A 24,191-nucleotide genomic window follows, 5' to 3' on the forward strand; every position below is an offset into this window, starting at 1 on the left:
AGGTTCGTCACTGCTGTTGGAGGTGTCGAATGTGGAAGCGCTACGGGCGATGGCCGATCAGATCACTGGGGTTGCGGTACCGGCTTGAGTGCCATTCTCCAGATGTCGTCGGATCTCCAGGCCCACGCGCTGCATGGCTTCCAACACGGGGGCGCGATGGTTCTCGCCCCAGATCCAGTTTGCCAGGACGGCGTAGCTCACCTTGCGACCGCTGGCGCTATGTCCGACACACCCAACATCAATCCTGGCGTCCGAGATGGTGCCGGTCTTGTTCCAGAGTTCGAAGCCGTGGTCGGGCTCGGTGTGGGCCAACGGATCGAGGTGAAACGCGTGGGCCACCATGGTGAGGTCGGTGTTCACGCACAACCACCGTCGCACCTGTTCGGAGACAGCGGCGCTGTGAAGGGTGCCGGCGTCGAGGCGCGCGACGAGTTCGCAGAGCTCCGCGGCATTGCCCACCGAAAGGGTGAGCGGATCGTCCTGGGAACGGTTTAACCGCACCTTGTCCCGTAGCCCGCTGTCGGTGAACCCGAGCTCCCGTGTGGCTCGTTGCACGTCGGCCAGCCCGAGTCGGCGCAACAGAATGTTGGTGGCCATGTTGTCGCTGACCGCCCCGACCAACAGACAGAGGTCGTCAATGCGATGGTTCTGCTGCCGCAGCAAGTAGAGGATGCCTGAGTCCGCTATCCGATCGTCCGCCGCGGCGGCCAAGACTTCGTCCCGGTACAACGTCCCGACCTCGAATCGTCGCGCCACCTCGGCCAGCAGGAAGATTTTTCCCACGCTCGCTGTCTTGAGCACGCGGGCCGAATCGTGCTCCCACAAGGTTTCGCCGGTGGTGAGGTCGGCGACGCGCGCGGACCATGTCACCGCATGGGGCAGCCCGGATAACGCCTGGGCGAATGGAGCGCTCATGCCATTTCGTCCAGGTCTGCGTCGACCGGCACCCTGTCGGACCGCTTGCGCTGGGTGTAGGCGATGAGGACCACGACGAGGCTGATCAGGCTGGCGAGCAGCTGCACGCGTTGACCGGCGTTGAAGACCATGGCTATAAGGACGACCCCATAGGCCACGATGACCGCGATGGTCAGATGCGGAAAGAACCACATTTTGAGTTTCAGCTGGGATGGCTCTTCGCGTTCGATGGTCCGGCGCACCCGCAACTCCGATACCGCGATCATCACGTACATGAAGATTGCGATGACGCCGGAGGAATTCACTAGGATAGGAGCAGGGAATCGGGGGCGATGTATGCGAGCCCCACCGAGATCCATCCGATCGCCGTGCTGGCGAGGATGGCTCGTGTCGGGACACCCCGGGTATCGGTTCTGACGAGCCACTCGGGTGCATCACCGTGCGATGCGAGGACCCGCAGTATGCGAGAAGACGTGTAGATGGACGAGTTCAGCACCGAGAGCACAGCGGTGAGGATGACGAAGTTCATGATCACCCCGGCGCCCGGGATCCCCAGCTTCTCCAGGGCGGCGACGTAGGGGCTGGATAGCACAGATCCGTCGCCCCAGGGCAGGATGCACACGACCAGGAATATGGAGCCGACGTAGAACAGGATCATTCGCCAGATGACGCCGGTGGTGGCCGTGGCCACCGACTTGGCCGGCTCGACGCTCTCAGCGGCGGCGATGGTGACGATTTCGGCGCCGCCGAAGGCGAAGATGACGACCACGACGGCGCTCAGCATCGAAGCGAATCCGTTCGGGGCGAACCCGCCATGGGCCATCAGGTTGCCCAGGCCGCCGGTGCTCCCCGGCCATACGCCGGCGACCCACAGCAGGCCCAGGATTATGAACGCGACGATGGCTGCGACTTTGATGCCCGCGAACCAGAACTCGAACTCGCCGAACCACTTTACCGAGATCAGGGTGACGACGGTCATCACGGCCATCAGCAACATGGCCATCACCCAGAGTGGCAACCCGACCCACACGTGCAGGATCTGGGCACTAGCCACCGCTTCCACCGCGATGATGATCACGTAGCAGTACCAGTACAGCCAGCCGATGGTGAATCCCGCCCATGGTCCGATGCCGATTCGGGCGTAGTCGGCGAACGACCCGGCCCAGGGCTTGGCGACCACCATCTCGCCCAGCATGCGTAGCGAACACAAGACCAGAGCGCCGGCCAGGCAGTACGACACGATGGCCGCGGGGCCGGCCGTCTGGATGACGGCTCCGCTGCCGACGAAGAGCCCGGCACCAATGGCACCTCCGATGGCGATCATGGTCATGTGCCGCGTTTTCAACGACCTGGCCAGGCCGGAGTGGGGTTCATTGGAAGAAGACATGTCGGGTCTCGATTCGGCGAAAGTGTTGAAGCGGGCGGTGATCAGGCGGGCAATGGCACCAGTGACGGTTCGCCGGCCTCGGCGACGATCTGTTCAATGGATTGGGCGGGGCGGGCCAGAGACCAGCGTCGGTGACCGTGGGAGTCGGATCCAATCGTGTAGATGGCGGGTCGCGGAAGGGCGTTGTACGAGAAGTGGGTGGAGAAGTAGTAGCCGCCGGTTTCCGGAATGGCCACCAGATCGCCCTGGCGAATTGGGGACAGTTTCCTCCCGACGGCCAGCATGTCCCCGGTGAAGCACGCCGGACCGGCCACGTCCTGCACTTGTGGCTCCTCCTCCCGGCGACGACCCCAAGCGTCGAACACGTCGATCCGCAGCGGCCATGCGTCCGGTGCGAAGATCGTGCGGGTGGCGACCTGCACTCCGGCATGGGTGATGGCGATCGGCCGGCCGCCGGTCAGCTTTATGTATTCGACCCGGGCGATTATGGTGCCGGCCTTGGCCGTTAGGGCCCGGCCGAACTCGGTCACCAGGGTGTAGGTCCCGTCGAATAACGCCGGGGCCGCTGCCTCCAGCACAGCCCGGTGATCAGAGAAGGTCGGTGTGATGTCGTCCGACTCGAAGTTCACCGGTAGCCCCCCGCCGATGTCGATCCGCTGAATCTGCTGACGTCCGACACGGACGGTGATCTCCTGCGCGAGGTCGGCGATCAGGCGCACACCCTCGGCGGCGTGACTGAGGCTGAGTCCTTGAGAGCCGCTGTGCACGTGCAGCTGGGTCAGCCACGGTCGGGACCCGAACGCCTCGCTGACGCGTTCGCGGTAATCGGCCAGCCCGATGCCGAATTTGGATGTTGTGGTCGCCGTACTCATGGCGCCGATGGCGCCCACTCCGGTTTGCGGGTTAAGCCGCACGCCGACGTTCGACCGGTAATCGCCGACCCGTGCGATCGCCTCGTCGACCCGCGCGAGTTCCTCGAAATTGTCGATATTGAACGACACTCCCAATTCGAGCGCTCGGATAATGTCCGTCGTGGTCTTGGCTGGGGAGTCGAACACGATGTGTTCCGCCGGGAAGCCGGCGGCCAGGGCCAGCTCGAGCTCGCCCGGGCTGGCCGCCTCGCATCCGAATCCCGCCTGTGCGAAACGCGCCAGGACCGGGCGCAGAGGTATCGCCTTCGCCGCAATGGTATGCAGCGCCGGCATGCCCGTCGGGTAGGCCTCGGTCAACGCGCGCATCAGCTCGTCGAGCGTGTCTAGGTCAATGACTCCGCACAGCGGGTGCACGTCGTCGATGAATCCTCGTCGAGCCACGCCGGCGACAAGCTCTCCGCGGCGGCGCAGCAGGGTGTCTGGACTAGGCAGGGATTGTCCAGTGCACATCGGTACATCAGTCACATACGAACCCTATGGAACGAATGGGGTCGCCGAGCGTCGCACGGGCTGAGGAACTCTGCGCAGATCTCCGTTGTTTCGGAGAATCACGTCGTGACGCTGCCAACAGCTTGTCCGAACTGCACTAGCGGTATCCACCGTCGTTGTCAGTTTCGGAGGGGACCGGCCCGGAAGGGCGCTCCCGAACCTGCTCCCACAGCAGAAGACCAAGAGCCGCCCGAAGCCGAGCCGCTGCCGAGTGCGGATCGATGCCGGAGACCACACCGATCCGGTCCAAGCGGTACCGCAACGAATTTGCGTGAATTCCCAACTCGCGGGCCGCTTCGGACAGATTGCCCGGATGCGCGAGAACCGCCGCAACGGTGTCGACGAAGGAGGTTCCGTGCTCGGTGTCGTGCTGGCGGAGGATTTCCAGCGGTTCCGCGATGGTGTGCGCCATCGGAGCCAAGAGGTCAGCCACCAGGATCAAGGTCAGCGCATCCGAATACACTACAACGCGCGACGACGATTCATCCGCGTCGACAGGGGGCTAGACAGCGTTGCGATGTTTGCGCTGGGCGGCGCAGAAGTTCGGCGCAGAGTAGGCGAACCTGCGGCCGGCGTTGACCGGGGCGGGCAGGTGCGCGACGTCCATAGCGATTGTCTTATCGGCGTGATGATGCACCCCGCCGGAGGCGCAGCAAGCGTTCCGCGACGACCTCCAAGGCTAGCGATCACCACCGCGCGGGAGAGCGGACGGTGATTGTCGATGTACTGCGTACGACGCCGTATGTTCGCGCCTGCCTGCCGACTAGCGCCGTCGCCGAGGACGCACCGAAAGCTCGCTTTTGGGGGAGTGCTTCGATGGTGAACTCGACAAGTCGATCTACGAAGCTGGCGAGAGATCACCCCCGGTGTGCCCAGAGTGTGCCAAGACGCGCAACAACGAGTCGTGAAGCGGTGAACGCGGGGACACATCTCTGGGACTCAGGACCTGGACATATCGGGATCAAAGCAACCGAATGAGACTAGGCGAATGCCTTTCAGCAGCTTTACATACCAGCGGTCGGCGGTTCGATACCGTCCGCGCCCACCAAGGTCCCAGCCCTTCATTCGACGCTAACGACGGTCCTCTCGTGGTTACACACCAAGCCAGGGTGAGTAAAGGGGCCCTCAGGAGTTGAAGTGGCGGTCCGGCTTTCGCGCAGCTCACAAGCAATATCAGCAACTCCAGCGTCCGTTTGTGGTCGGAATCGCTTCTGCTCCTGGTCATTTCAAGATCAACGAACAGATGACGTTATTCTGGCGGGTAGCAAATCCGGCAGGAAAGGCTAGCACCTCAAAGTTAAAGCGGCCTAGCTCCTTTCGCGCAGCTCACAAACCATGACGGTCGCTTCATTGCCGTTTCTAGTCGGAATCGCTTCTGCGCCGGGCTAATTCAAGATCAACGAATATTGACGCCGGCTCGCGATAACACCTTGACTGTTGTACGTTTGCATCGGGTTGGGTTAGGAAAGATCTAACAAGCTGCGGGGGAACTGTTGACCAACATCGCTGAGCTTGTCGTACAAGGTGCAATACCGACACATCACGTCGGATCGACGCAATCAGTAGCGCTTCCAGCCGACCCTGCGCTTCCCGCCCCGCCCGACGACCGTGAACGCGATTCATACCTGCAAAGTTCACATCGATGGGTTCCGGTCGCATCGGCGTTCGGAGGCTTTCTAACGACCGTCAGTCTTCTGTTTCTCGTGCGGAGTCAAGTGTGGGCGATTCCGCTGTTGATTCCGCTGGCCGTTGCCACCGTAGGCATGGTCGCATCGTTGATGACCTCCGTCCAGAAACGACGGGACACGCTCGTGCGACACCGCCGGCGTGTGGAGTCCTTCCACCCGCTGGATCCGCCGAGTATCGATGTCTTCCTGCCAAGCGCGGGCGAGGATCTCGCGGTGCTGGCCAACACCTACTACCACGTGAGCCGCCTGGAATGGGCCGGCGAGATTACCGTCTATGTGCTCGATGATTCGGCGCGTGAAGTTGTTCGCGATCTTGCCCGGGAGTACGGCTTCCGCTACCTGACGCGGCCGAATCGCGGGTATCTGAAGAAGGCGGGCAACCTGCGGTTCGGATACGATAATTCCTCGGGCGATTTCATCGCGATCTTCGACGCGGATTTTGTTCCGCGTCCCGACTACTTCCGCCAGTTGATGCCATATACGACTGACAGAGACGTCGCGATCGTTCAGAGCCCGCAGTTCTTCGATACCCATCCAAGCATGAACTGGGTGCAGTTCGCCGCCGGGGCGACGCAGATCTTGTTCTATCGATGGGTGCAGCCCGCCCGGGACCGCAGTGCGGCAGCCATCTGCGTCGGCACGTGCGCGATCTACCGGCGCAGCGCGCTGAACCGGAGTGGTGGATTCGCGCAGATCGGGCACAGCGAGGATGTTCACACCGGAGTCAACTTAATGGGCGTCGGTTTCCGGGTCCGTTACGTTCCGATAGTGGTGTCGAAGGGTCTGTGCCCGGATACGTTGGGCCAGTTTGCAAACCAGCAGTATCGATGGTGTACCGGCTCTATGAGCCTGTTGTTGTCCCGGGGCTTCCACAAGGCACCGCTGACGCGGATACAACGGCTGTGCTTCTGGTCAGGATTTTTGTACTACATCGACACCGCCATCAACGTCTTTGTCGTTTCGCTGCCACCCATCCTGATGGCTGTCCTGGCGCCGGAGGCGGTTTCGGTGAACAACTACCTGTTCGTGTTCCTCGCGCTGATCGTGCGCATGTCGATTGTCCCGGTCGTCACCATGGGTTCCGAATCGATGACGGGCTTGACCCGCATCCAGTCGACGTACTCGTTCGCACACGCGTTAGCCTTGTTCGACGCGATCCGTGGGCGCACCGATGCGTGGCAGGCCACCGGCGTGAAAGGTGGAACCCCCACGGCGCGGCGAGTGCGCCGCCTGGTCATGACCTGGTGCGTGCTGGTGCAGGTTCTGATGTGGGCCTCCTGCCTGTGGCGGGCACCGGTGTACGGGTGGTTCAACTTTCTTCCGATGATGGCGTTTGCTGTGCTCAATCTGGCCATCACCTATCCGATTATTTTGTGGCGGGCAGGCTTTCCTAGATGGCTCGATCCGATGATGCCCAGGCGCAAGTTGGCGGGGTTGCACGCGTGACAGCAACATTGGATGCGAATACGACTGCACTACCGGCTGTCCGTGCGGCTGAAGATGGCCACTCATGGCGGTCGCGGAGTCTTCTGTGCAGCGTATTTGCGCTCTGTGTGATCTGCTCGGCTTTCGTCCTGAACACTCTGCGCATCGACGAAAACCGCAATCCGTTTCAGGATGAGGGCCTCTATTTGTTCATGGGTCACCGGATGATCGATCACGTACTCTCCGGCGTACAGGTGACCGAATATCCTGGGTCGTACTTTTCTGGAGCACCCGGCTTGTACCCCGTGGTCGGGGCGCTCGCGGATTCCGTTGGCGGCGTTCCGGCGGCGCGCCTGTTGAGCCTGTCCTTCGTCTGTGTCGCGGTCATCGCGACGTACGGCATCGGGAAGGAGTTGTTCGGTAACTTCAGTGGGCTTCTCGGCGCCGGCGCGTTCGCCCTGTGCGGCTCCGTCATGTTCATCGCGCAACTGGCTACGTTGGACGCGATGGCGCTGTGCCTGATGGCACTGGGCTGTTGGCTGACCTTGTACAGCGCCAACCATGACAAGTTGCTGTGGGCGCCGATCGTCGCGCTCATTCTCACCTTGGCATTCCTAACCAAGTACGCGACTGCGGTCTACGTTCCGGGGATCGCTGCATTGGGAATTCTGCTGTCCTGGAGCCACATTCGGTGGGGAGCATTGCGACGTGGGCTTCTCATCATTGCCGCAACATCAGCGGCGGTGTTCTTCATCCTGACCTTCTGGGCCAACGATCTCAAACGCGGAATAGTATCGACAACGGCGCATCGGTCTCCACTCTCGCCAAGCCCTCGTGAGGAATTGGTCTTCTACGTCGTTCAGTGGGTCGGGCCGTGGCTGTTGCTTGCCCTGCTCGGCGCGCTGACTCGAGTGCGTCGTTGGCCGATTTCGGTTGTGCTGTTGGGCATGTCGGTGATCGGACCACTGCAGCAAATCAGGATCGGTGAAGGCACGTCACTCTCGAAGCATGTCGCGTTCGGTATCGTATTCGCCGCGCCGTTGATCGGCTCGCTGTTCGTGTGGGTGATCAATCGGTCGAAGTGGATGGGCATCCCCGTCGCGGTGGCAGTGATGGCCTCGATGCTGGTGTACGGAACGGGGCACGCGGAGCAGTTCCTGACGACGTGGGTGGATGATCGAGAGATCGTGGCCCAACTTCGCCAAGAGGTTGCCATCTCGCCACACAAGGCGATTTTGGGTGAGGAACCGTCCGCGCAGCGGTATGCCTTGCGCGGAGCCGTCGCGCCTGAGCAATGGAATGACACATTCGTCCTGCTGTACGGCAACAAGAAGGGCATTGAAGCCTACCGGCAGGCGATTGACCAAACGCATTTCGGAACGATCTATCTGACGCTCGAGACGGTCAACGGCAAGAAGATCAACGACTACCTCACGAAGTTTGACACGCCGTATCGCTTGTCCAAGCAAGTCCCGTTTTACCGCCACGGTCAATGGGCCGGGAACTACTTGGTGTGGACTCCGAAAGTTCTGGGCCGCTGAGATGACAATCCGCATCGCGGTATATGGGACCGGCTATCTCGGTGCGACGCAGGCGACATGTATGGCCGAGCTCGGCCACGATGTGCTCGGCGTCGACGTTGATGTGGCGAAGCTCGCGAAGCTGGAAGCAGGTGAGGTGCCATTCTTCGAACCGGCACTCGAAGAAGCGTTGCGGCGCAACATCGCCGCCGGCAGGCTGCGGTTCACGTCCTCCTTTGAAGAGGCCGCTGGGTTCGCCCAAGCACATTTCATTGCTGTAGGCACACCGCAAAAGCGCGGAGAATTCGCGGCCGACATGCAATATATCGACGCCGTCATCGAGACGTTGGCGCCGCTGCTCACAGCACCGACGGTGATCTTCGGCAAATCGACAGTGCCGGTGGGCACCGCAAAGCGAGTCCGGGCTCATGCGCGCGAACTGGCTCCTGCCGGCGACGCTGTCGAGGTCGCTTGGAACCCCGAATTCTTGCGCGAGGGTCACGCGGTGCACGACACGCTGCATCCGGATCGCCTCGTGCTCGGCGTCGACCCGGACTGCAACGGCCGGGCAGAAGAGCTGGGACGCACCATCTACGCTCAACTCATCGCCGAGGACGTCCCGTTCATCGTTACCGACCTTGCCACGGCGGAATTGGCCAAGGTGTCGGCGAATGCTTTTCTGGCGACGAAGATCTCATTCATCAACGCCATGGCGGAAGTCTGCGAGGCCTCGGACGCCGACGTGACAGTCCTGGCCGACGCCCTCGGCTACGACAAACGCATCGGGCACCAATTCCTCAATGCCGGACTTGGTTTCGGGGGCGGCTGCCTGCCCAAGGACATCAGAGCGTTGATGGCCCGCGCGGGCGAATTAGGCGCTGATCAAGCGCTTACCTTCCTGCGCGAAGTCGACAGCATCAACATGCGCTGCCGTACCCGCATCGTCGAACTGGCTCGTGAAGCTTGCACATCGTTCTCAGGTGCGAGAGTTGCTGTGCTGGGCGCTGCCTTCAAACCGGACTCAGACGACGTTCGCGACTCGCCCGCGCTCAACGTGGCAGGCCAGATCCAGCTCCAGGGCGCCGCCGTCAGCGTCTACGACCCCAAGGCGATGGATAACTCGCGGGCGTTGTTTCCCACGCTCAATTACGCCACATCAACGCTGGAAGCATGCGAAGACGCAGACGTTGTACTGCTGCTCACCGAGTGGTCCGACTTCAAGAAATTGCGCCCGGAGGATCTCAATCCGGTCGTGCGCAGGAAGGTGTTAATCGACGGCCGCAATTGCCTCGACCCGCGGCAATGGCGCAACGCGGGTTGGAAATTCCGCGGTCCGGGGCGAGCGTAGACATCCGATGTGCTCAGTCTCTTCCGACTCCTTTACGCGTATTGCGCGCCAGGCATCCGTGAAGATGCGCTCGATGACACACAGCGGGGTGGGTCGTCTGATGTTGTTTGGCACGGTTGGACTGAGCGGCTTCGTTCCCAATCTGTTTCTGTTATTCGTTATCGCCGAATACTTCCACGTCAACTATGTGTTGGCGGCAGTTATCGCAACCCAGGCCGCCATCTCCTGGAACTTCGTTCTACTCGACCAGTTCGTGTACCGGCAGAATCGTTCTGGATCGTGGTACCGCCGGGGCGCACAATTCGTGGCGCTCAACAATTTGGACCTCTTGCTCCGTATTCCCATGTTGGCCGCCATGGTCGAACTTGCGCATATCGGCTATATGACTGCGACCGTCATCACGGTGGTGGTGATGTTTGCACTGCGATATACCGCAACCGATTGGATAATTTATCGAGCGCGGCGGCTCGTCCCGGCGTATATGGATGCGATGGTTACATCGAAGGATCCGATATCGGCCGGCGAAGACCACGCTGTACGGGGCTTGGCCTGATGTTCGCGCCGCTCTTGATGCGATGGCCGAACGGCAGCAGCGGGCCGGCATGGTCGACCTCGCACGCTCGCGTAGCGTGGAGTAAGTCGCCGGGCCGTGAGATGGCATGAAGGCAACGGCTTGATGCGCATTCTCGTCGCCCTAAATCCTTTCGCGGGTGCGGAAGCCGCCGTGATAAGGGCTGATCAGGGGTTTGGCAATACGTCGACAATCGACGGCTGGCTGCCGCTGCTGATCCAACTCGTCGCGGGTCTTGTGCTTGCGCTGGCCATCGCTCGGGGTTCGCGCCGCTGGTGGGTTCACTGGATGCCGATAGTTGCAGTCGCCGCGCTTATGACCGCCTTGGCGGCGCGATGGTACGTCGTATCCGAGGGCCTCACCGGTGATCCTGCGCCACTACTCTTCTGGGTGTGGACCGGGTTGGCGGGGGCCGCTCTGACAGTACTGGTGTTCGGCTGGCGTAGCGCGCGGTGGTGGCAACGGATCGCGTCCGCGGCATCAATCCCGGTGTGCCTGCTATGCGCCGTGCTGCTGCTCAACATCTGGGTCGGATACGTCCGCACAGTCGAGGCTGCCTGGAACTTTGTCACCGTGGGACCACTGCCGAATCAAGCCGACCTGACGACAGTCAAGGCGTTGGCGGCCAACGGCGACGTGCCGCACAAGGGTCGCATCGTCCCCGTCACGATCAGTTCGGAGGCGTCGGGTTTCAAACACCGAGGGGAGCTCGTTTATCTGCCACCTGCGTGGTTCAGATTCGTACCGCCACCCCGGCTGCCGGTTGTGATGCTGATCGGCGGTGCGTTTGGCACCAGTGCAGACTGGCTGTGGGCGGGAAACGCACAGAACGTCGCTGACGCGTTCGCCATGGCCAACGGAGGCAACGCACCCGTTGTGATCTTCGTCGACAAGGGCGGCGCATTCAACAAGGACACTGAATGCGTCAATGGTGCGCGAGGAAATGCCGCCGATCACCTCACCAAAGACGTGGTGCCGTTCATGGTCTCGACGTTTAATGTCAGCGCCGATAGCTCGAACTGGGGGATCGCCGGCTGGTCGATGGGCGGCACGTGCGCCGTCACGCTGACGGTGATGCACCCCGAACTGTTCAGCGCGTTCGTCGATATCGACGGCGATATCGGCCCGAATGCCGGGACCAAATCAGAAACGGTCGAGCGCCTCTTCGACGGTGACGAAGCAGCGAGGGCGGCTTTTGATCCGACGATGGTGATTACCCGGCACGGCCGCTACACGGGTATGTCGGGAGTGTTTGCAGTCGAAGGACCAGTTGACCCCGTAGATCGCGACAGCCACGCTGCCGCAGCAAGCTCGCTGGCTCATACCGCATCTGCAAAGGGTATCGATTGCTCAATACTCGAGGTTTCCGGCAAGCATGACTGGTCATTGGGAGCAGCGGCATTCGAGCAAACGTTCCCGTGGCTTGCCAGTCAGCTGCACACTCCAGGCGTTCCACCGGCACCATTGCCCGGAGCGCCGTCAGGACCGCGGTCGTAAAAACCGTGAACCCGCTTACCCGGCCGGTTTATTTGGCTACTACCAATCTGCAAGCGCTGCCTTTGCCGCCTTTTCGACGGCAGGAGGACTGTCGAGGCGCCAGTTCTGTTCGCCGTCTTTATCGAAATTGAACCAAAGCAGCCCGGTGACTCTCGTCTGTTGTAAGTAGGCGAACAGATCGGTGATCCATTGCGCCTTGTCGCCTCGTTTGTCGCCTGATCCAGTCTCGTAGATCCACAATGGCTTCGTCGGTGCAACCGCGGTCGCGAGGCGTATCACCCGACCGAACAGCTCATCCGGTGAATCCCAAGTCGCTCCTGTCGGGCCGCCGTTGTAGCCATCGACGCCCACCACGTCGACGTACCGATCGCCTGGGTAGGAATCAGCACCGTTTCTCAGCCCCTCAGGCCGATTGTGTGCGGCATCGATCGACCAGACCCACTGCACGTTGGCCGCACCGGCGGCAATGAATTTGTCGTGAACATGCCGGTATGCATTCTTGAAATCGGCTGTGGTGTTACCGTTCACACCAATCGACCATGGGTACCAAGTGCCGTTCATCTCGTGTGCGAGTCTGATCTGCATCGGCTGGCCGAATGATGCTGCCGCCCTTGCCCATTGCTCGATGTAGCTGTCGTAGTCGCCGGCGGCGATTCGGTCCAGCGCATAACGCGGCTGATCAGCACCTTCCGAGGGATGCCACGGCTCCCAGGTGATTGCTGGCAACGCGCCGAGCGAGTGAATGTGGCGCAACGTTTCGATCGGCAACGGCTCTTCCCACTCCCATGCCATGAAGAAGTTGATCACCTCGATCTTTCGTCCTATGGCTTGCCCGGTCTGTTCCGCTTCCTCAACTCCGAAATCCGGACCTTGCGACGACAGCCCGAAAATGCGTACTGGCCGTTCAGTTTTGCCACAGCCGGACACCGCTATCAGGGTGAGGACCATGGCAATCAGCAAGCTGGTACGGGTGCCACCCGCGACGATCGAGGTGTGTGATTTATTCACGATTAACACAATGGTATTCGCTCTCAAGTCCTATCGACCACCCCTGATTCCGAGCGGGGGAAGCCGTCGGTTGACTGATGTCGACTGAGCGCATGGAGAGTAATGTCCAAGTAATAAAACATGTTTCGCTTCAGAGGCATCTAAGCCTTCGGTTCGGGCCGATCCATCTCTTCCCTCCGCCCGATGATCGTGACCGGGCTTGCAGTGTTCGCTTCGGTGAGTTCCCCCGGCATAGGCGTTCGTAGCCTTCGACGACCGTCAGCTTACTGGTTCTCTTCACAGTCAAGTGTGCGCGATCCCGTTGTCGATTTCTTGCGCTAGGCGCCACGTAGAGCACAGCAGCCGCGCTCCGAACAACACATCCGCCGTGCTGGACGGCGGCGGTGGCTGCCCGCGTGTCTCGGCTTGTTCCTGCTGTTCTTTGCCGGGATGGTGATCTCTGGTGCGGCGATGTACAACGACAAACAACGCCGACCCGGCTCCGCCGAGCAAATCTCGACGCGCCAATAATCGGCACCGGGGACTTCGTCGAAGCAACTTTCGAGAACTGGGAATCCGAGTATCTACAGATGGGCATCCAGTGCTCACCGCGTTCCCTCATCAAAGGGGCTCAACGGGGTGCCCGCGCCTTCTACTACCACCACGATCGGCGACTTGCACCACCGAGCTCTACGCACCCTGGGCAACCGATTCGTCGGCATCCTGCACGGTTGCCTACTCCACCACCGCATCTACGACGAGCCCCAGAGCCTGGACACGCGCCGCCCGCACTCGGTTCCGTGACGGTGACGTCGTGACACGCCAGCTGGTGGACCATCGAGAAATCCGACCCTCCTCGGAATATCCGCATCCGTTGGGATAGCTGCCCCAGCGATGGCCGGTCAGCTGCAGCTTTGCTGTGGTGTCGAACGCCACATTGCCGCCGCTTCGGTCTACTTGCGTTGATCAGGCGCCGACTCCGCGCTCCGGACTGGAAGCGGCGACAAACGTCAGCCGAAACTTGCCGAATTGCAGCTCGTCTCCGTCGACCAGCACCGTCGACTCGACCGCCTGACCGTTGACGTAGGTGCCATTCATGCTGCCGACGTCCACAACCCTTAACTCGCCGTTCGCCCACCGCAACTCTGCGTGCCGTCGACTCACCGTGACATCATCGAGAAAAACGCCGCTTCGGGCATGCCGGCCTATCGTCGTCACCGGCTGATCGAGCAGGAATCTGTGACCTGAGCCAGGGCCTCGATTTATCACCAACGCCGCCGCGCCGGGCGACATGAATTTCGCGCCAGTCGTAGAACTCTGTCTTTGCGGGCCGACTGGACTATCACGATCGCCGAGCACGGGGCGCGAGACGGCACGAGTCGATTCGCCGGCGATGTCGATAGTCGTGGGGTCGTTGTCGTTGATTGCCATGCGGTCGGCCCCTCATCGTGCACTCGCCCGGCACTAGACCCGGCGTCGTTATCACTGGATACCCAACGTTGACGACACTGACGCGCCGCTCCTCGGTGGTTTGAGCCGGCCAGCCGTGGCGATGAGTATCCCTCGCAATGGCCGAGCAGAGCCGAGGGCTGTTGGCGCCTCGTCGACGTCCCCCGGTGCCGATCTCGTCTCGCCAGGCTAGCGGCGTGTCACACGACCGAAATTCACCTATTGCGAAGTGGGTTCATCAACGCTGTCGGGCTCGGCTTCGAGGAGGGGAGCTTCCCCCGTCTCCTGGTGCGCCTTTTCCTCCACCGGGTCGCGTGCCAGGAGCACACGCCCTGCGCTGTTGAAGAAGGCGATGGTCGGCACGGCCAATAGCGCACCTGCGATGCCGGCGATGACGCCGCCCGCGGAAATCCCGAGCACCACCGCCAACGGGTGTATCGACACCGCGCGGCCCATCACAAGCGGCTGCAGCACGTGCCCTTCGAGCTGCATGATAGCGATGACCAGTCCAAGGGTAATGAGTGCGTAGACAAAGCCTTTGGCCAACAGAGCGACCACCACGGCGAAAAATCCGGATAGGACGGCCCCGACCAGAGGTATGAAGGCGCCGAGAAACACCAATGACGCCAGTGGCAACGCCAGCGGAATCCCCATGATCGCCAGCCCGGTGCCGATGCCGGCGGCGTCCACGAGAGCAACGAGAGACGTTGCGCGGACGTAGCCGGTGAGTGAATGGAATCCCGCTGCTCCGGCGTCGCGGACGCGCCGGCGTACGGCGGCTGGAGCGAGCTGGGTGACAAAGTGCCAGATGTTGCGTCCGCCCAGCAGGAGAAAGATCAAGGTAAATAGCGCCAGGAGAGCGCCGGCGACGAATTCGGTGACGGTGCCTGCCGTGGATAGCGCGCCGCTGGTCAGCTCCTGCTGGTGGCTTCGCAATGTCTGGATGGCGGTGTCACCGAAATGGTTGATCTGGTCGGGCCGAAGATGCAATGGCCCGTCGATCAACCACCGCCGGGTGCTGTCGATGCTTTGGCTGACTTGATCAGTTAATTGGGGTAAGCCGTCGGCGAACTGGGTGATGACGAAAGTGAGTATGCCCCCCACGGCGGCGAGGCCGCAGATCAGAACCAGTGCCACCGCGCCGCCACGGGGTGCGCCGCGACGGTCGAGGAAGTCCACGGCCGGAACCAGCAGGGCGGTCAACATCAACGCCAGCGCGACCGGGACGATCACCACACCCAGCCTCGTCAGTGCGTTCCACAGGACCCAGGCCGCCGCAGCGATAACAAGTAGCCGCCAAGACCATGCGGCGGTCTTACGGACCAGCGGAGCGACGGCCGCATCATCCAGCGACAGCGAAGCAGGCATGCGAAACGGGATAACCCGAGGCCGCTGCGTAGAAACGCCGTGGCGGATGCCTCCGAATCGACTTGCGTGCCGCCGAGCAGCTCTCGGTGGGGCGAAGGCGTGACGTGTCCGACTCCGACCGCGCCGCGGCATGGCGAAGGTAGAAAGCCAAAGCCTTGCAGCAGCAATGAATTGGGATGACATCGTGTTCCGCGCAGCAACGCCTGCATGTCTCAGTGGGGAAGTGTTGGTACCCCTCCGTCCATCCCATGGTCATCGGCAGTACTGCGGTGGTGAGGTGAGCCGGAGTTGAGATCTGTCCCAGAATAACGAGACGCTCTGCGATCTGCGCTACTGAAACGTATGAGGCCCGCGGGCGGCCGTCGATGGGCCTGCGACGAAGTTCTCCGCTGGGGTGGCTCGCGTTTGACGCTCTCGCAGCCCCGTCGCTCTGTCGAATGCATATTGGGTCGCCCGCACCGAAAGTCGTGGAAAGGAATTCGGATGACACAGCCAGCGGAAGTGACGCTGACTGTCGAACGTGACATGGCAGCGACGCGGCAGCAGGTATGGATGACATTGCCGACGTTGGACGTACTTGCAGCGGGTGGTCGACAACATCCGCATGCGAGCCGTCGACCCGATCTGGCCGGCCCGCCCCGGGCGCGACTATCGACCGCACCATCGGCAACTGGTCTGTCGTGCTCAACGACAAAACAGAGGTCGACTCATCGACGCCACCAGAGGAACTCATTCGCACGAGCAGGTTCTTCGGGGCGGTGCGAATAAGGCTGCGGCTGAGGGATACTGACCAAGGCTGTTATGTCGTGATGGCCGAAGTGCCAGCTGGGGGACGACTCGGCTGGGTGCCGCGCCAACTGGCGCTCCCCGCGGCCCATCCCAGAAAATCGTGATGCCTGACGCGGTCGGCCGCGCGCGCGGAGTGGCCGACAGAACCAAAGTGAGCTCGACTCCCGCTCGTGACGCGGCGGTGAGGGGCGCAGGCCATAGGCGGTACAGAGTGCCGAACTCTGCTGCAGGCGCCGCAGCAGTTTCCCCTGCGGGCTGCGGCGGCGTCGAGCACCGCCGGATAAGCAAATGCAGTGCTGCGGTCAGCGAGAGTGGTACCGCGCATCCGGAGCTAGAAGGGACTCTTGGTAGTCATCGCCCGCCGCCATGAGTTCTACTGCTTCCCAGTCGAGGCGGATCGAGAGAAGTTGTGGCCACGCCCATAGGCGAGATTGCACCGCCGCCGCATCCGCATGCGTAGGCGGTGGATCGGCGGCCGTGCTCGCCGGAAGGCGGCTTGGTCCCCCCTGACCGCCGACCCACCATTTGCGGGACCGAAGGCCGGGGCTTCGCTCCGCGCCGCCAACTGATACCCGCACCAGTCGGGTCGAAACGTGGATCGCCCGCGAGCCGGTAGGGATCTCGGACAGCCGGACCACCGGAGGGAACTTGTGCCAAGACGAGCTGAGGCGGGGGCCACGCGCCAGTTGTCTTTAGACATCGGAATAGGGGTTGGCGTGACGGTATTTCCGTGTCAAAGGCTCGTTTGGTCGGTCGCGCTTTTTATATTCAGAACGCAGGCTGACGGCCGGATAATTGAGTCACGCTATGGGTATTCTCTCCTCACCGAGGAGGTCATCATGCGAGTACTGAACGGGCTGCTCGGCGTGGTGTTAGGCATTCTCACGGCCGTGCTCGGCGTTGTCCTGGGGATCGTGGCGGCCGTGGTGTGGCTACTCGGCATGGTGCTGTGTGTCACGGTGATTCTGCTTCCGCTCGGAATCCCCGTCACGAAGCTCGGCCATCGCCTATTCACGCTTGCCGGCGACCTAATGCATATGCCCTAAGGCGACTTGCGCCCACACACAGTCACGCAGCCGAATGACGATATCCGCGTCGTGACCCGCCGAACGGTGGCCGGTCCGGTCGACACACTCTCAAGGCGGCGGCGAAACGGGCCGACGTGTCAGACGCCGCACGCGTGGCTGCCGACGAACGGAGGTTCGTGATTGAGTCGTGAACTGGATCTGCATGATCGAGGTTAGCCCGCCGGCCTCATGCGACGCAGGACGGCGTCGGATGGCAATATGCGCTCGTCGGATTTTGCCATCCGAGCGTTGCCGCGACAGACGTTTGCGGATCTCCCTGTGCCGTCGGAGTTGATGAGGCCAGCCTCGAGCGCGCTCAGCACTGATTCGACGAGGGGAGTTGATTGAGTCAACTGGCGTCGTCCCTTCGGTGCGCATGACTCTCAGGCCTAGAGCCGATGCCGCTCATCGGTTCTCGCCGGTCGAATGGCTACTCGGCGGCGGCTCGCACCGCCGCGATCAACGCCGCAACAACCAGCGCCAGCAGGAGGACTACGAGCAGCACCGGCCCGAGCAGAAGCCCGAGGACCAGGAGGAGTATGAGGGCGACCTTGGCTTTGCCGCTCAGTCCAGACACCAGACCTTTGATCGCCGCGAACACAGGATTCTTACCAGCCAGCACCGCCCGGAGGCCTGCCAGCCCCGCTTGCACGCCCGCGCCGCCGTTTGCGACCGCTTCGACGAGTGTGTCCATCCACTCCTGGGCCTTGCTCGTCAACGCTTCCCCGCCGTCTTTCACCGCGTCCAGAAGCTGGTGAATATGGGTTCTCAGCCAGTCCACGACCGCCTCGACCGACCGCCACACCGGGCCCCAAGGGGCGTCGGTCGCGCCGCTGGATTCGGGCGCCGACAAGTCCGGTCGGCGCGCGCGATTCGGCGTTGTGGACCGCGAGTGGGCGGACGCGCGTGACTTCTGTTCTTGAGCACGCTTCCGAGCCGGTGGCTTCGCGGGGACGGCCTGCGCCAACTCCAGGCGCGAGGGATCCCCGCCCTGGGGGCGGCGCTGCGAGAACTTGTCGGGGGCTGATGCGCGCGCAGTACGGGATAGTCTTGGTGGCGGTGTCGGTTCCGCCCGACGTGGGCCGCGCTGAGGTGCGGAGGTGGTCGACTTCCTGGCCGCCTTTCGCCCGCGGTGCAGCTGCACCACTGCGGCCTCGGAGGGAGGCGTTGCACTCCTGGCCGGTTTAGGTTCGGCCGTTGCCGTCAACTTGACGCGGTCAGTAGTCTTGCCGTTGGTGCCGCTACGGCGCGGCTTGACCGGCACGCTTTTGCCGGTCGCCTTCTCTCGCGAAGCCATACACAGCTAATACCCTCCGGGCCCGGCCCCGAAACCGAGCGGATCAGCGGCGGAGCGCTAAACGATACTCGGCGCGCTGGTAATAAGTTAGCAACAGATCAACACAGGTACGTTACACGTCAACTTGGTAGAGCTAGGAATTGTCAAGTCCGTTGTGGTCCGCGTTTTATGCGGTTTTGCCACCAACTCCATCCACGCGTACGACGAGTTGTCTTCTGCTGAAACGGGTTTGCCGTCCGGGCCGTCCTGGGTGATCCCATCTCGAACGAAGTGCATGCGGCGTCGATCTGTAGTCGACGAAACGGCATGTGAATAAACAGACCTGGGACAACATGGTTATTGTTGGAATCGCCGTGACGGGATGCGTCCTGAGCAGCCCAGCTCTGGAAAGGACCGGCGTATTTTACTCACGTGTGGTTAATTGTGTGGCTCCTGCACCGGGCACAAAGTGTGGTTGTAGCTCCCTACATGACCGCCGCCGCGCTACGGGTGTCAAAACCGTCGCCGACGGTGCCGGTCGAGGACACCGCGCCGATTTCATCGAGCGTTTTGCCGTCCCCGACCAGCGAGCCGTCTCAATGGCGTCGGTTGCGGCCACGATCATCCAGGCTGTAAGCGTCGGCGCAGCAGCGCGCGAACCATTGCTCGCCCACCAAGGCGTTGCCGCGAACGACCACATCTTGTGTCGGCGGCTCGTGAATACGCTGCGGTCCAGATCTTGTTGGTCCCTTGAGTTCTTGAACGCTGGTTTGTGTCATCGGCGGCGCCACGCCACGACGCTGATCGCCACCCCTGCTGCGATTAGCGCCGCGATCGGTATGCCGGGTTTGACCGAGCGGGTCATGTTGGTGAATGCTCCGCGGGCCGCGGACTGTGCGGCATCGGCCGTCTCGACGACGGCATCGGCCGTCTCGACGACGGCGTCGGCCGTCTCGTTCGCCGTTTCGGTTAGGGGGTCCTTGACGTCGGTTACCGTCTGCTTGATCTCGTTTCCAACGTCGGCCGTGCCTGGCAAGGCCCCGACAGTCTCGCCAAGTTCCGTGCGGATCTTCTCGATGTCGGTTTGGTTGTCATCGATCCCGGCATCGGGTCCGGGTTGGGGGGATGTTGGGTTTTGGTCAGTCGTCACGGCGAGCACCTTTCGCTACTTGGATGTCTTGTTCGACACTGGAATTGGTCATCTCGGGGTGGATTGAGCTCGGTGGAGTTGCCTTCGTCAAGGCAACGACAATCATGGTGGCCGTCCGAACGGGGCTGCCCAGCCCGCAGATGCACTCACCAGCCCGGCGCCGACGCTGGCATGCGTTGTGGTTTCGACGAATTCCTGCTGGGCCAGCCGCATTTCATCACGGTTTACGAGAGGCGTTTGTGAGTAGAGTTGCGTCATCGGCTGCCTGACCAGGTCTTCAGCGGCCGGTTTCGGCTTAGGATTCATCTCTACTTCCCCTCGCGCCAACGCTTATCGGCCAGCGATGTTCTGTCACCGATCGGCATGCCCCTAATTGACGCCGGTGAAACAGGTGGCCGGCGCGAGCGCTCGGATCAGTAGTCACCGTCGGAGGGGCGACTAGAACTGTCACGAGTGTCTTGGGAGTCGGCGTTTGGGCCGAATGCCCCTACACAGAGCGGACCCACCTGTTCGTCCCTTGGGCACCAGGCTCGACGCTTTGGCAGTCAACTGCCCACGCAGGCAACAACTGCGGCCCGGTCACCTGTTGTCAGGGGCCATCCATTTCGGCCGGTACATCATGTGGCGCTGCGAGTGCGGCACCGTCCATTAAGGACCGGAGTGGGGCTGACGCTCGGTCGTCCTCATTGCTGGGGACGGTCCCCCGTACTGCTTGGAGCGTCTCCCGTACTGCCTGGAACGGTTCCCGTACTGCCTGGGCCGTCTCCCGCTCCAGCACGGTGACGTGGGACATACTTATTGAATGCGGCCTTGGCCTTTTCGCCGGCGTCCTTGAGGTTCGCCTTCGCCTGGTCGGCCTTGCCCTCATATTTGGTGCCCTTGTCGCCCGTGACCTTGCCGACGGCTTCTTTGGCCTTGCCGACGAAGGTTTGTGCCTTGTTTTTTGCTCTATCCATACCGCTCACAGTGTGTGCTCCTCCCTATCCCGCGTAGCCATCGCATGATGGCCTCCTGACTTGTGGCCGGTGAAGCGCCGCCGGGTGTTGTCCCGTTTGTCCCGGCACTTCGCGAACCGGGGAACTCGCCCTTTTATGATTCTCGTCAGCAAGTGGCGTCGGTCCTCTCAAGCAACAAGCTTGCGCTGCTTGCGCACAACTTTGCGCGCCTTTTTAGTGGTATCGGCGACAGCGTCTGCGGAAGCAGAGCGGATTTTCCGGCTCTTCGTCTTCGTGGTCTTCGTGAACTCGTCGATCGGATGCGCGATCGAGCGGGGCAACATCATCTTTACGGCATAGGCGAAGATCCGGCCTGCAAACGCCACGACGGGGATGCCCAGCGGTAGCAGGATGACCGTCACACACAGCACCAAGCCGACAAGCCCGAGAACGGCTCCGAGAACCCACAGCAGCGCCCCGAGCAGGCCTCGTAGTAGTCGCATGGTGACCCTCCTTGGTTCGAAATTGCGCCCGCTGTGGCCGCCGCGCCGGGACCTATAAGCCTGGGTACTGTTGGCATAAGGCGCATAGGCCCGGGCGGACTGTCGGATAGCCGCACGCGTCACAAATGGCCGTATTGGTCACCCGGTCAATCCCTAGCACGGCTGAGTCGACCACCCAACCACCACTGGCGCTCCATTCCTGCACGGAACTTCCTTCCGATCCCGGCAGGAGTACCCGCTGCTGGATAAATTAACCCGGTTGTCAGTTCATGCTCGGCTGACGAAGGCACCCGTAAGTCTGTGGCGGCGTGGTGGATCTGGGCTGCGGCCGGGGCCAAGGCGTGGCCTATTGACGAAGGCACGTCCTTTCGATGACGCCTCGTAGGCGTGACCTGAGGCCGGTGCCCTACGCCGGCTATTCCGGGGGATGCGAGTTCATCCCGTATTCGGAATAACCGGCCGATGAGGCTCTATCGCAGTAGTTCGGGTTCTCCCTCGCCGACGACACGCCCAGCCCACAGCACGCGGGTCACGCGCGTGACGCCGCACGGCGCGCTGCTTCATATGAACGACTTTCCGGACGGCTAGAGGATCGCCCGACTCGCTCGCGGACTCCAGCACCCCGTACAAGCGCGCCCCAGTCGCCGACACCTCCTTTGCGAGCACCGATCTGCGCCGCCGGTGAATCGGCCTTCAACGCACGCGACGACGGCACGGGGTTCGGGTTCGACTGCTGGACAGTTCTGGGTGATAGTTCTGGGTGGTGCAGTAGATCAAGCGCCGACCGCCTGGCCGCCGATCTCGACCTGACAGCGCTTTGGGGCGAAAACGACTGCAGGACCGCACTTCTGGATCACACCGTATCCCCGCATGGTGCAGGCAGGCGCGGCACAATCACAGTTTGCCGGCCAGAACACGTTCAAAGTTATCTGGCCGCGAACACAGTCAGCGGCGGATTGACGCCGGTGCAAATTAAGCAACGTGCCGGAGAACTGCCGGGCAAGAGCCTCGATGAGCAGGCCATTGAGACTTTCGACTCGCATGGTGTTCGATGGGCAAACGCATTGCTGTAGGCCGAGTTTGAAGTTTGACGTCGTTATTTGAAACGTCGGGAATCGCGTGTTCGCGGCGGTGTGATGACTGTGGAGTGCATACTCGGCGCGATCCGCCGGTTTGCGTCCAAGTATTTGAGCGGCGTAGTTCCTGTTGCGCAGACGTAAATTATTGGTGGGCGTGGGCCGCCCCCGATTTCGGGGCCCGCCGACCGACTTAGTCTGCGCGCGAACGGTTACGGCGCGGATGCGGCGCCACTGTGTGGCACTACGCGTCGATGAGTGGAACGTTTCCATCGATGCCGAACACTTACAAAGCTCCCTCGATCAAAAAACAAATCAAGAAATTTTATCAGGTTACTGCTCAACTGCTACACCGACAGCTGATCGGTGACATATTCATCGGAGATATTTTGATTATCTGACTAAATTTAGCAAGCCCCATATTCTAATTGGCGTACCATCGGCAAATCGCTTCACGCCCGCGGCAGAAACTACACATCATTTTCTCGGCTGCGATTGAAGGTAGTAGTAGGTGGCGGTTAATGTGGTCCCAGAATTGCGCTGACGTGGAGCTAAGATTTTGGCAAAGTTGGTAGCTCACGCGACGACGTCGACGTACGTTGGCGCATATGGGTGCCACCCAGTGCGGCGCGGTCCTGCCTGCCGACTCGACCTGCGGGGCAACGGACGGTACCCGGTCCATCCCATGCCGGGCCAAGGCGACCAAGTCCACTACCCGTTCAGTTTGGCAACGCGACGACCAGCGGCTCCACGCCCTCCTTCATGGGATCGAAATTGACAAAGTCGATGCCATATCGGCCCGAAACGGTCAACGGACCGCTTCTCTCGAAGAATGCCTTTGAGCGAGGCGCGCAACTTTGCGTTTAGTGATCTCGGCCACTGGGTATTTGCGCTTTTGTGCGGGGCGGAGGTGAGGTCGGTAGAAACCGGCCGAAGACGACGTCCCAGGCAACCCAACTGAACTTTAGGAGAATGTCGTGAAATGCGGAGCCCGCATCGCCATGGGTGTAGCCGGAGGCTACTTCCTCGGCAGGACAAAGAAAATGAAGCTTGCCTTGATGATGGGCGGCTGGGCGGCAGGCCGGCAGATGGGCGGTCCCGGACAGATTCTCGGCCAGGCGAATAAGGTGCTTGGGCAGTCGCCGGAGCTGACAGCATTGACCGACCAGGTGCGGGGTCGACTACTCGAAGCCGGTAAAGACGCTGCCATGGCGGTCGCCACCCGCCGGATGGAGGCGCTTACCGACCGCGTGAGCCGGCGTGTCGGTGACCTGGCCGAAGTACGCCGGCCAGCGGACCTGGATGACTTGGACCCTGGGGCCCGTGACCGTGACGACGACTACGAAGACGTCGAAGAAGCGGAAGAGCCGGAAGAAGAACCTGAAGACCGGGAAGAAGAAGAAGCGGAAGAGCCGGTAGAAGAAGCGGAAGAACCGGAAGAAGAACCTGAAGAAGAACCGGAAGAAGAAGCCCCGCCGCGCCGGACCCGTCGCGCTCGCACGCCTGAAAGCGGCACTACCCGCAAGTCGGCCGGCGCCCGCTCTGCAGCCGCGAGCCGGTCGTCGGGTACGCGGGCCTCAGGCGGCAGCCGGTCCGCGCGGTTGTCCAGCAGCGCGCAGAAAGCGTCTCGCAGCACACCGAAAGCGTCGCGCAGCACGGCTGGTGCTACCAAGAGCACCGGCCGCGCACAGGCCGCGAAAAAGACCGCGAAGAAGGCCGCCACGTCGTCGGCGCGGACGCCCAAGAAGGGCGGCGCAAGTCGCAAGGCTTCACGCACAGGACTCACACATCGGGAGGGTAGCGATGGCTAGGCAGGATT

The 24,191-nt window shown here is 61.9% G+C and carries 19 protein-coding genes and 2 pseudogenes; 9 read left to right on the forward strand and 12 right to left on the reverse strand.

The window, feature by feature from the left end; translation table 11 throughout:
* Positions 1-57: 57 nt before the first annotated feature.
* From ACVWWN_RS19425 to ACVWWN_RS19445, 5 genes are all read right to left on the reverse strand, one after another.
* Entirely contained in the window at positions 58-915 is an 858-nt protein-coding gene (locus ACVWWN_RS19425) for a serine hydrolase (protein ID WP_457145299.1), read from the reverse strand.
* Positions 912-1,220, reverse strand: a complete 309-nt coding sequence (locus ACVWWN_RS19430) for a hypothetical protein (RefSeq protein WP_457145300.1) — start codon at positions 1,218-1,220, stop codon at positions 912-914. The genes ACVWWN_RS19425 and ACVWWN_RS19430 overlap by 4 nt, the downstream gene beginning before the upstream one ends.
* Entirely contained in the window at positions 1,220-2,302 is a 1,083-nt protein-coding gene (locus ACVWWN_RS19435; RefSeq protein ID WP_457145301.1) for an amino acid permease, read from the reverse strand. The genes ACVWWN_RS19430 and ACVWWN_RS19435 overlap by 1 nt, the downstream gene beginning before the upstream one ends.
* Positions 2,303-2,343: 41 nt before the next feature.
* Positions 2,344-3,699: a diaminopimelate decarboxylase gene (locus ACVWWN_RS19440; RefSeq protein ID WP_457145302.1), complete on the reverse strand. Its 1,356-nt coding sequence runs from the start codon at positions 3,697-3,699 to the stop codon at positions 2,344-2,346.
* Positions 3,700-3,820: 121 nt separating this feature from the next.
* Positions 3,821-4,156 (reverse strand): helix-turn-helix domain-containing protein, encoded by a 336-nt coding sequence (locus ACVWWN_RS19445; protein ID WP_457145303.1) that lies wholly within the window; start codon positions 4,154-4,156, stop codon positions 3,821-3,823.
* Between the two features lie 1,300 nt (positions 4,157-5,456).
* Here ACVWWN_RS19445 and ACVWWN_RS19450 point away from each other — a divergent pair.
* The 5 genes from ACVWWN_RS19450 to ACVWWN_RS19470 all read left to right on the forward strand — a co-directional run bounded on the left by ACVWWN_RS19450 (position 5,457) and on the right by ACVWWN_RS19470 (position 11,772).
* Entirely contained in the window at positions 5,457-6,857 is a 1,401-nt protein-coding gene (locus ACVWWN_RS19450; RefSeq protein ID WP_457145304.1) for a glycosyltransferase family 2 protein, read from the forward strand.
* Between the two features lie 107 nt (positions 6,858-6,964).
* A complete protein-coding gene (locus tag ACVWWN_RS19455) occupies positions 6,965-8,377 on the forward strand; it encodes an ArnT family glycosyltransferase (RefSeq protein WP_457145305.1) in 1,413 nt (470 codons plus the stop codon).
* A 1-nt stretch (position 8,378) separates the two neighbouring features.
* Positions 8,379-9,704 (forward strand): UDP-glucose dehydrogenase family protein, encoded by a 1,326-nt coding sequence (locus ACVWWN_RS19460; protein WP_457145306.1) that lies wholly within the window; start codon positions 8,379-8,381, stop codon positions 9,702-9,704.
* 73 nt (positions 9,705-9,777) lie between these two features.
* The gene (locus ACVWWN_RS19465; protein ID WP_457145307.1) at positions 9,778-10,257 is read left to right on the forward strand and encodes a GtrA family protein; all 480 of its coding nucleotides are present in this window, start codon (positions 9,778-9,780) and stop codon (positions 10,255-10,257) included.
* Positions 10,258-10,893: 636 nt separating this feature from the next.
* Positions 10,894-11,772 carry an alpha/beta hydrolase gene (locus ACVWWN_RS19470; RefSeq protein ID WP_457145308.1) on the forward strand — a complete coding sequence of 293 codons (879 nt, stop codon included), beginning with the start codon at positions 10,894-10,896 and terminating at the stop codon, positions 11,770-11,772.
* 39 nt (positions 11,773-11,811) lie between these two features.
* On the opposite strand, the gene ACVWWN_RS19475 is transcribed toward ACVWWN_RS19470, so the two are convergent.
* Positions 11,812-12,780 (reverse strand): glycoside hydrolase family 26 protein, encoded by a 969-nt coding sequence (locus ACVWWN_RS19475; RefSeq protein WP_457145309.1) that lies wholly within the window; start codon positions 12,778-12,780, stop codon positions 11,812-11,814.
* A gap of 395 nt (positions 12,781-13,175) precedes the next feature.
* Between ACVWWN_RS19475 and ACVWWN_RS19480 the strand changes: the two are divergent.
* Positions 13,176-13,328: pseudogene (locus ACVWWN_RS19480) on the forward strand (hypothetical protein); the annotation flags it as partial.
* A 100-nt stretch (positions 13,329-13,428) separates the two neighbouring features.
* A pseudogene (locus ACVWWN_RS19485) lies at positions 13,429-13,563 on the forward strand (IS110 family transposase); the annotation flags it as partial.
* Between the two features lie 162 nt (positions 13,564-13,725).
* Here the strand turns inward: ACVWWN_RS19485 and ACVWWN_RS19490 are convergent.
* Positions 13,726-14,190, reverse strand: coding sequence for an FHA domain-containing protein (locus ACVWWN_RS19490; RefSeq protein WP_457145310.1), 465 nt, complete (start codon positions 14,188-14,190; stop codon positions 13,726-13,728).
* A gap of 237 nt (positions 14,191-14,427) precedes the next feature.
* Positions 14,428-15,576: an AI-2E family transporter gene (locus ACVWWN_RS19495; RefSeq protein WP_457145311.1), complete on the reverse strand. Its 1,149-nt coding sequence runs from the start codon at positions 15,574-15,576 to the stop codon at positions 14,428-14,430.
* Positions 15,577-17,204: 1,628 nt separating this feature from the next.
* Between ACVWWN_RS19495 and ACVWWN_RS19500 the strand changes: the two genes are divergently transcribed.
* Entirely contained in the window at positions 17,205-17,411 is a 207-nt protein-coding gene (locus tag ACVWWN_RS19500) for a hypothetical protein (protein WP_457145312.1), read from the forward strand.
* 451 nt (positions 17,412-17,862) lie between these two features.
* Here the strand turns inward: ACVWWN_RS19500 and ACVWWN_RS19505 are convergent, their stop codons facing one another.
* The 4 genes from ACVWWN_RS19505 to ACVWWN_RS19520 form a co-directional block, all read right to left on the reverse strand.
* The gene (locus ACVWWN_RS19505; protein WP_457145313.1) at positions 17,863-18,213 is read right to left on the reverse strand and encodes a hypothetical protein; all 351 of its coding nucleotides are present in this window, start codon (positions 18,211-18,213) and stop codon (positions 17,863-17,865) included.
* 1,270 nt (positions 18,214-19,483) lie between these two features.
* Positions 19,484-19,858: a DUF3618 domain-containing protein gene (locus ACVWWN_RS19510; protein WP_457145314.1), complete on the reverse strand. Its 375-nt coding sequence runs from the start codon at positions 19,856-19,858 to the stop codon at positions 19,484-19,486.
* 683 nt (positions 19,859-20,541) lie between these two features.
* On the reverse strand, positions 20,542-20,814 hold the full coding sequence (locus ACVWWN_RS19515) for a CsbD family protein (protein ID WP_457149191.1): 273 nt from the start codon (positions 20,812-20,814) through the stop codon (positions 20,542-20,544).
* A gap of 167 nt (positions 20,815-20,981) precedes the next feature.
* On the reverse strand, positions 20,982-21,296 hold the full coding sequence (locus ACVWWN_RS19520) for a hypothetical protein (RefSeq protein WP_457145315.1): 315 nt from the start codon (positions 21,294-21,296) through the stop codon (positions 20,982-20,984).
* Between the two features lie 2,053 nt (positions 21,297-23,349).
* On the opposite strand from ACVWWN_RS19520, the gene ACVWWN_RS19525 reads away from it, so the two are divergent.
* Positions 23,350-24,183, forward strand: coding sequence for a hypothetical protein (locus ACVWWN_RS19525; protein WP_457145316.1), 834 nt, complete (start codon positions 23,350-23,352; stop codon positions 24,181-24,183).
* Positions 24,184-24,191: the final 8 nt, after the last annotated feature.

Source organism: Mycobacterium sp. URHB0021 (assembly GCF_054057895.1).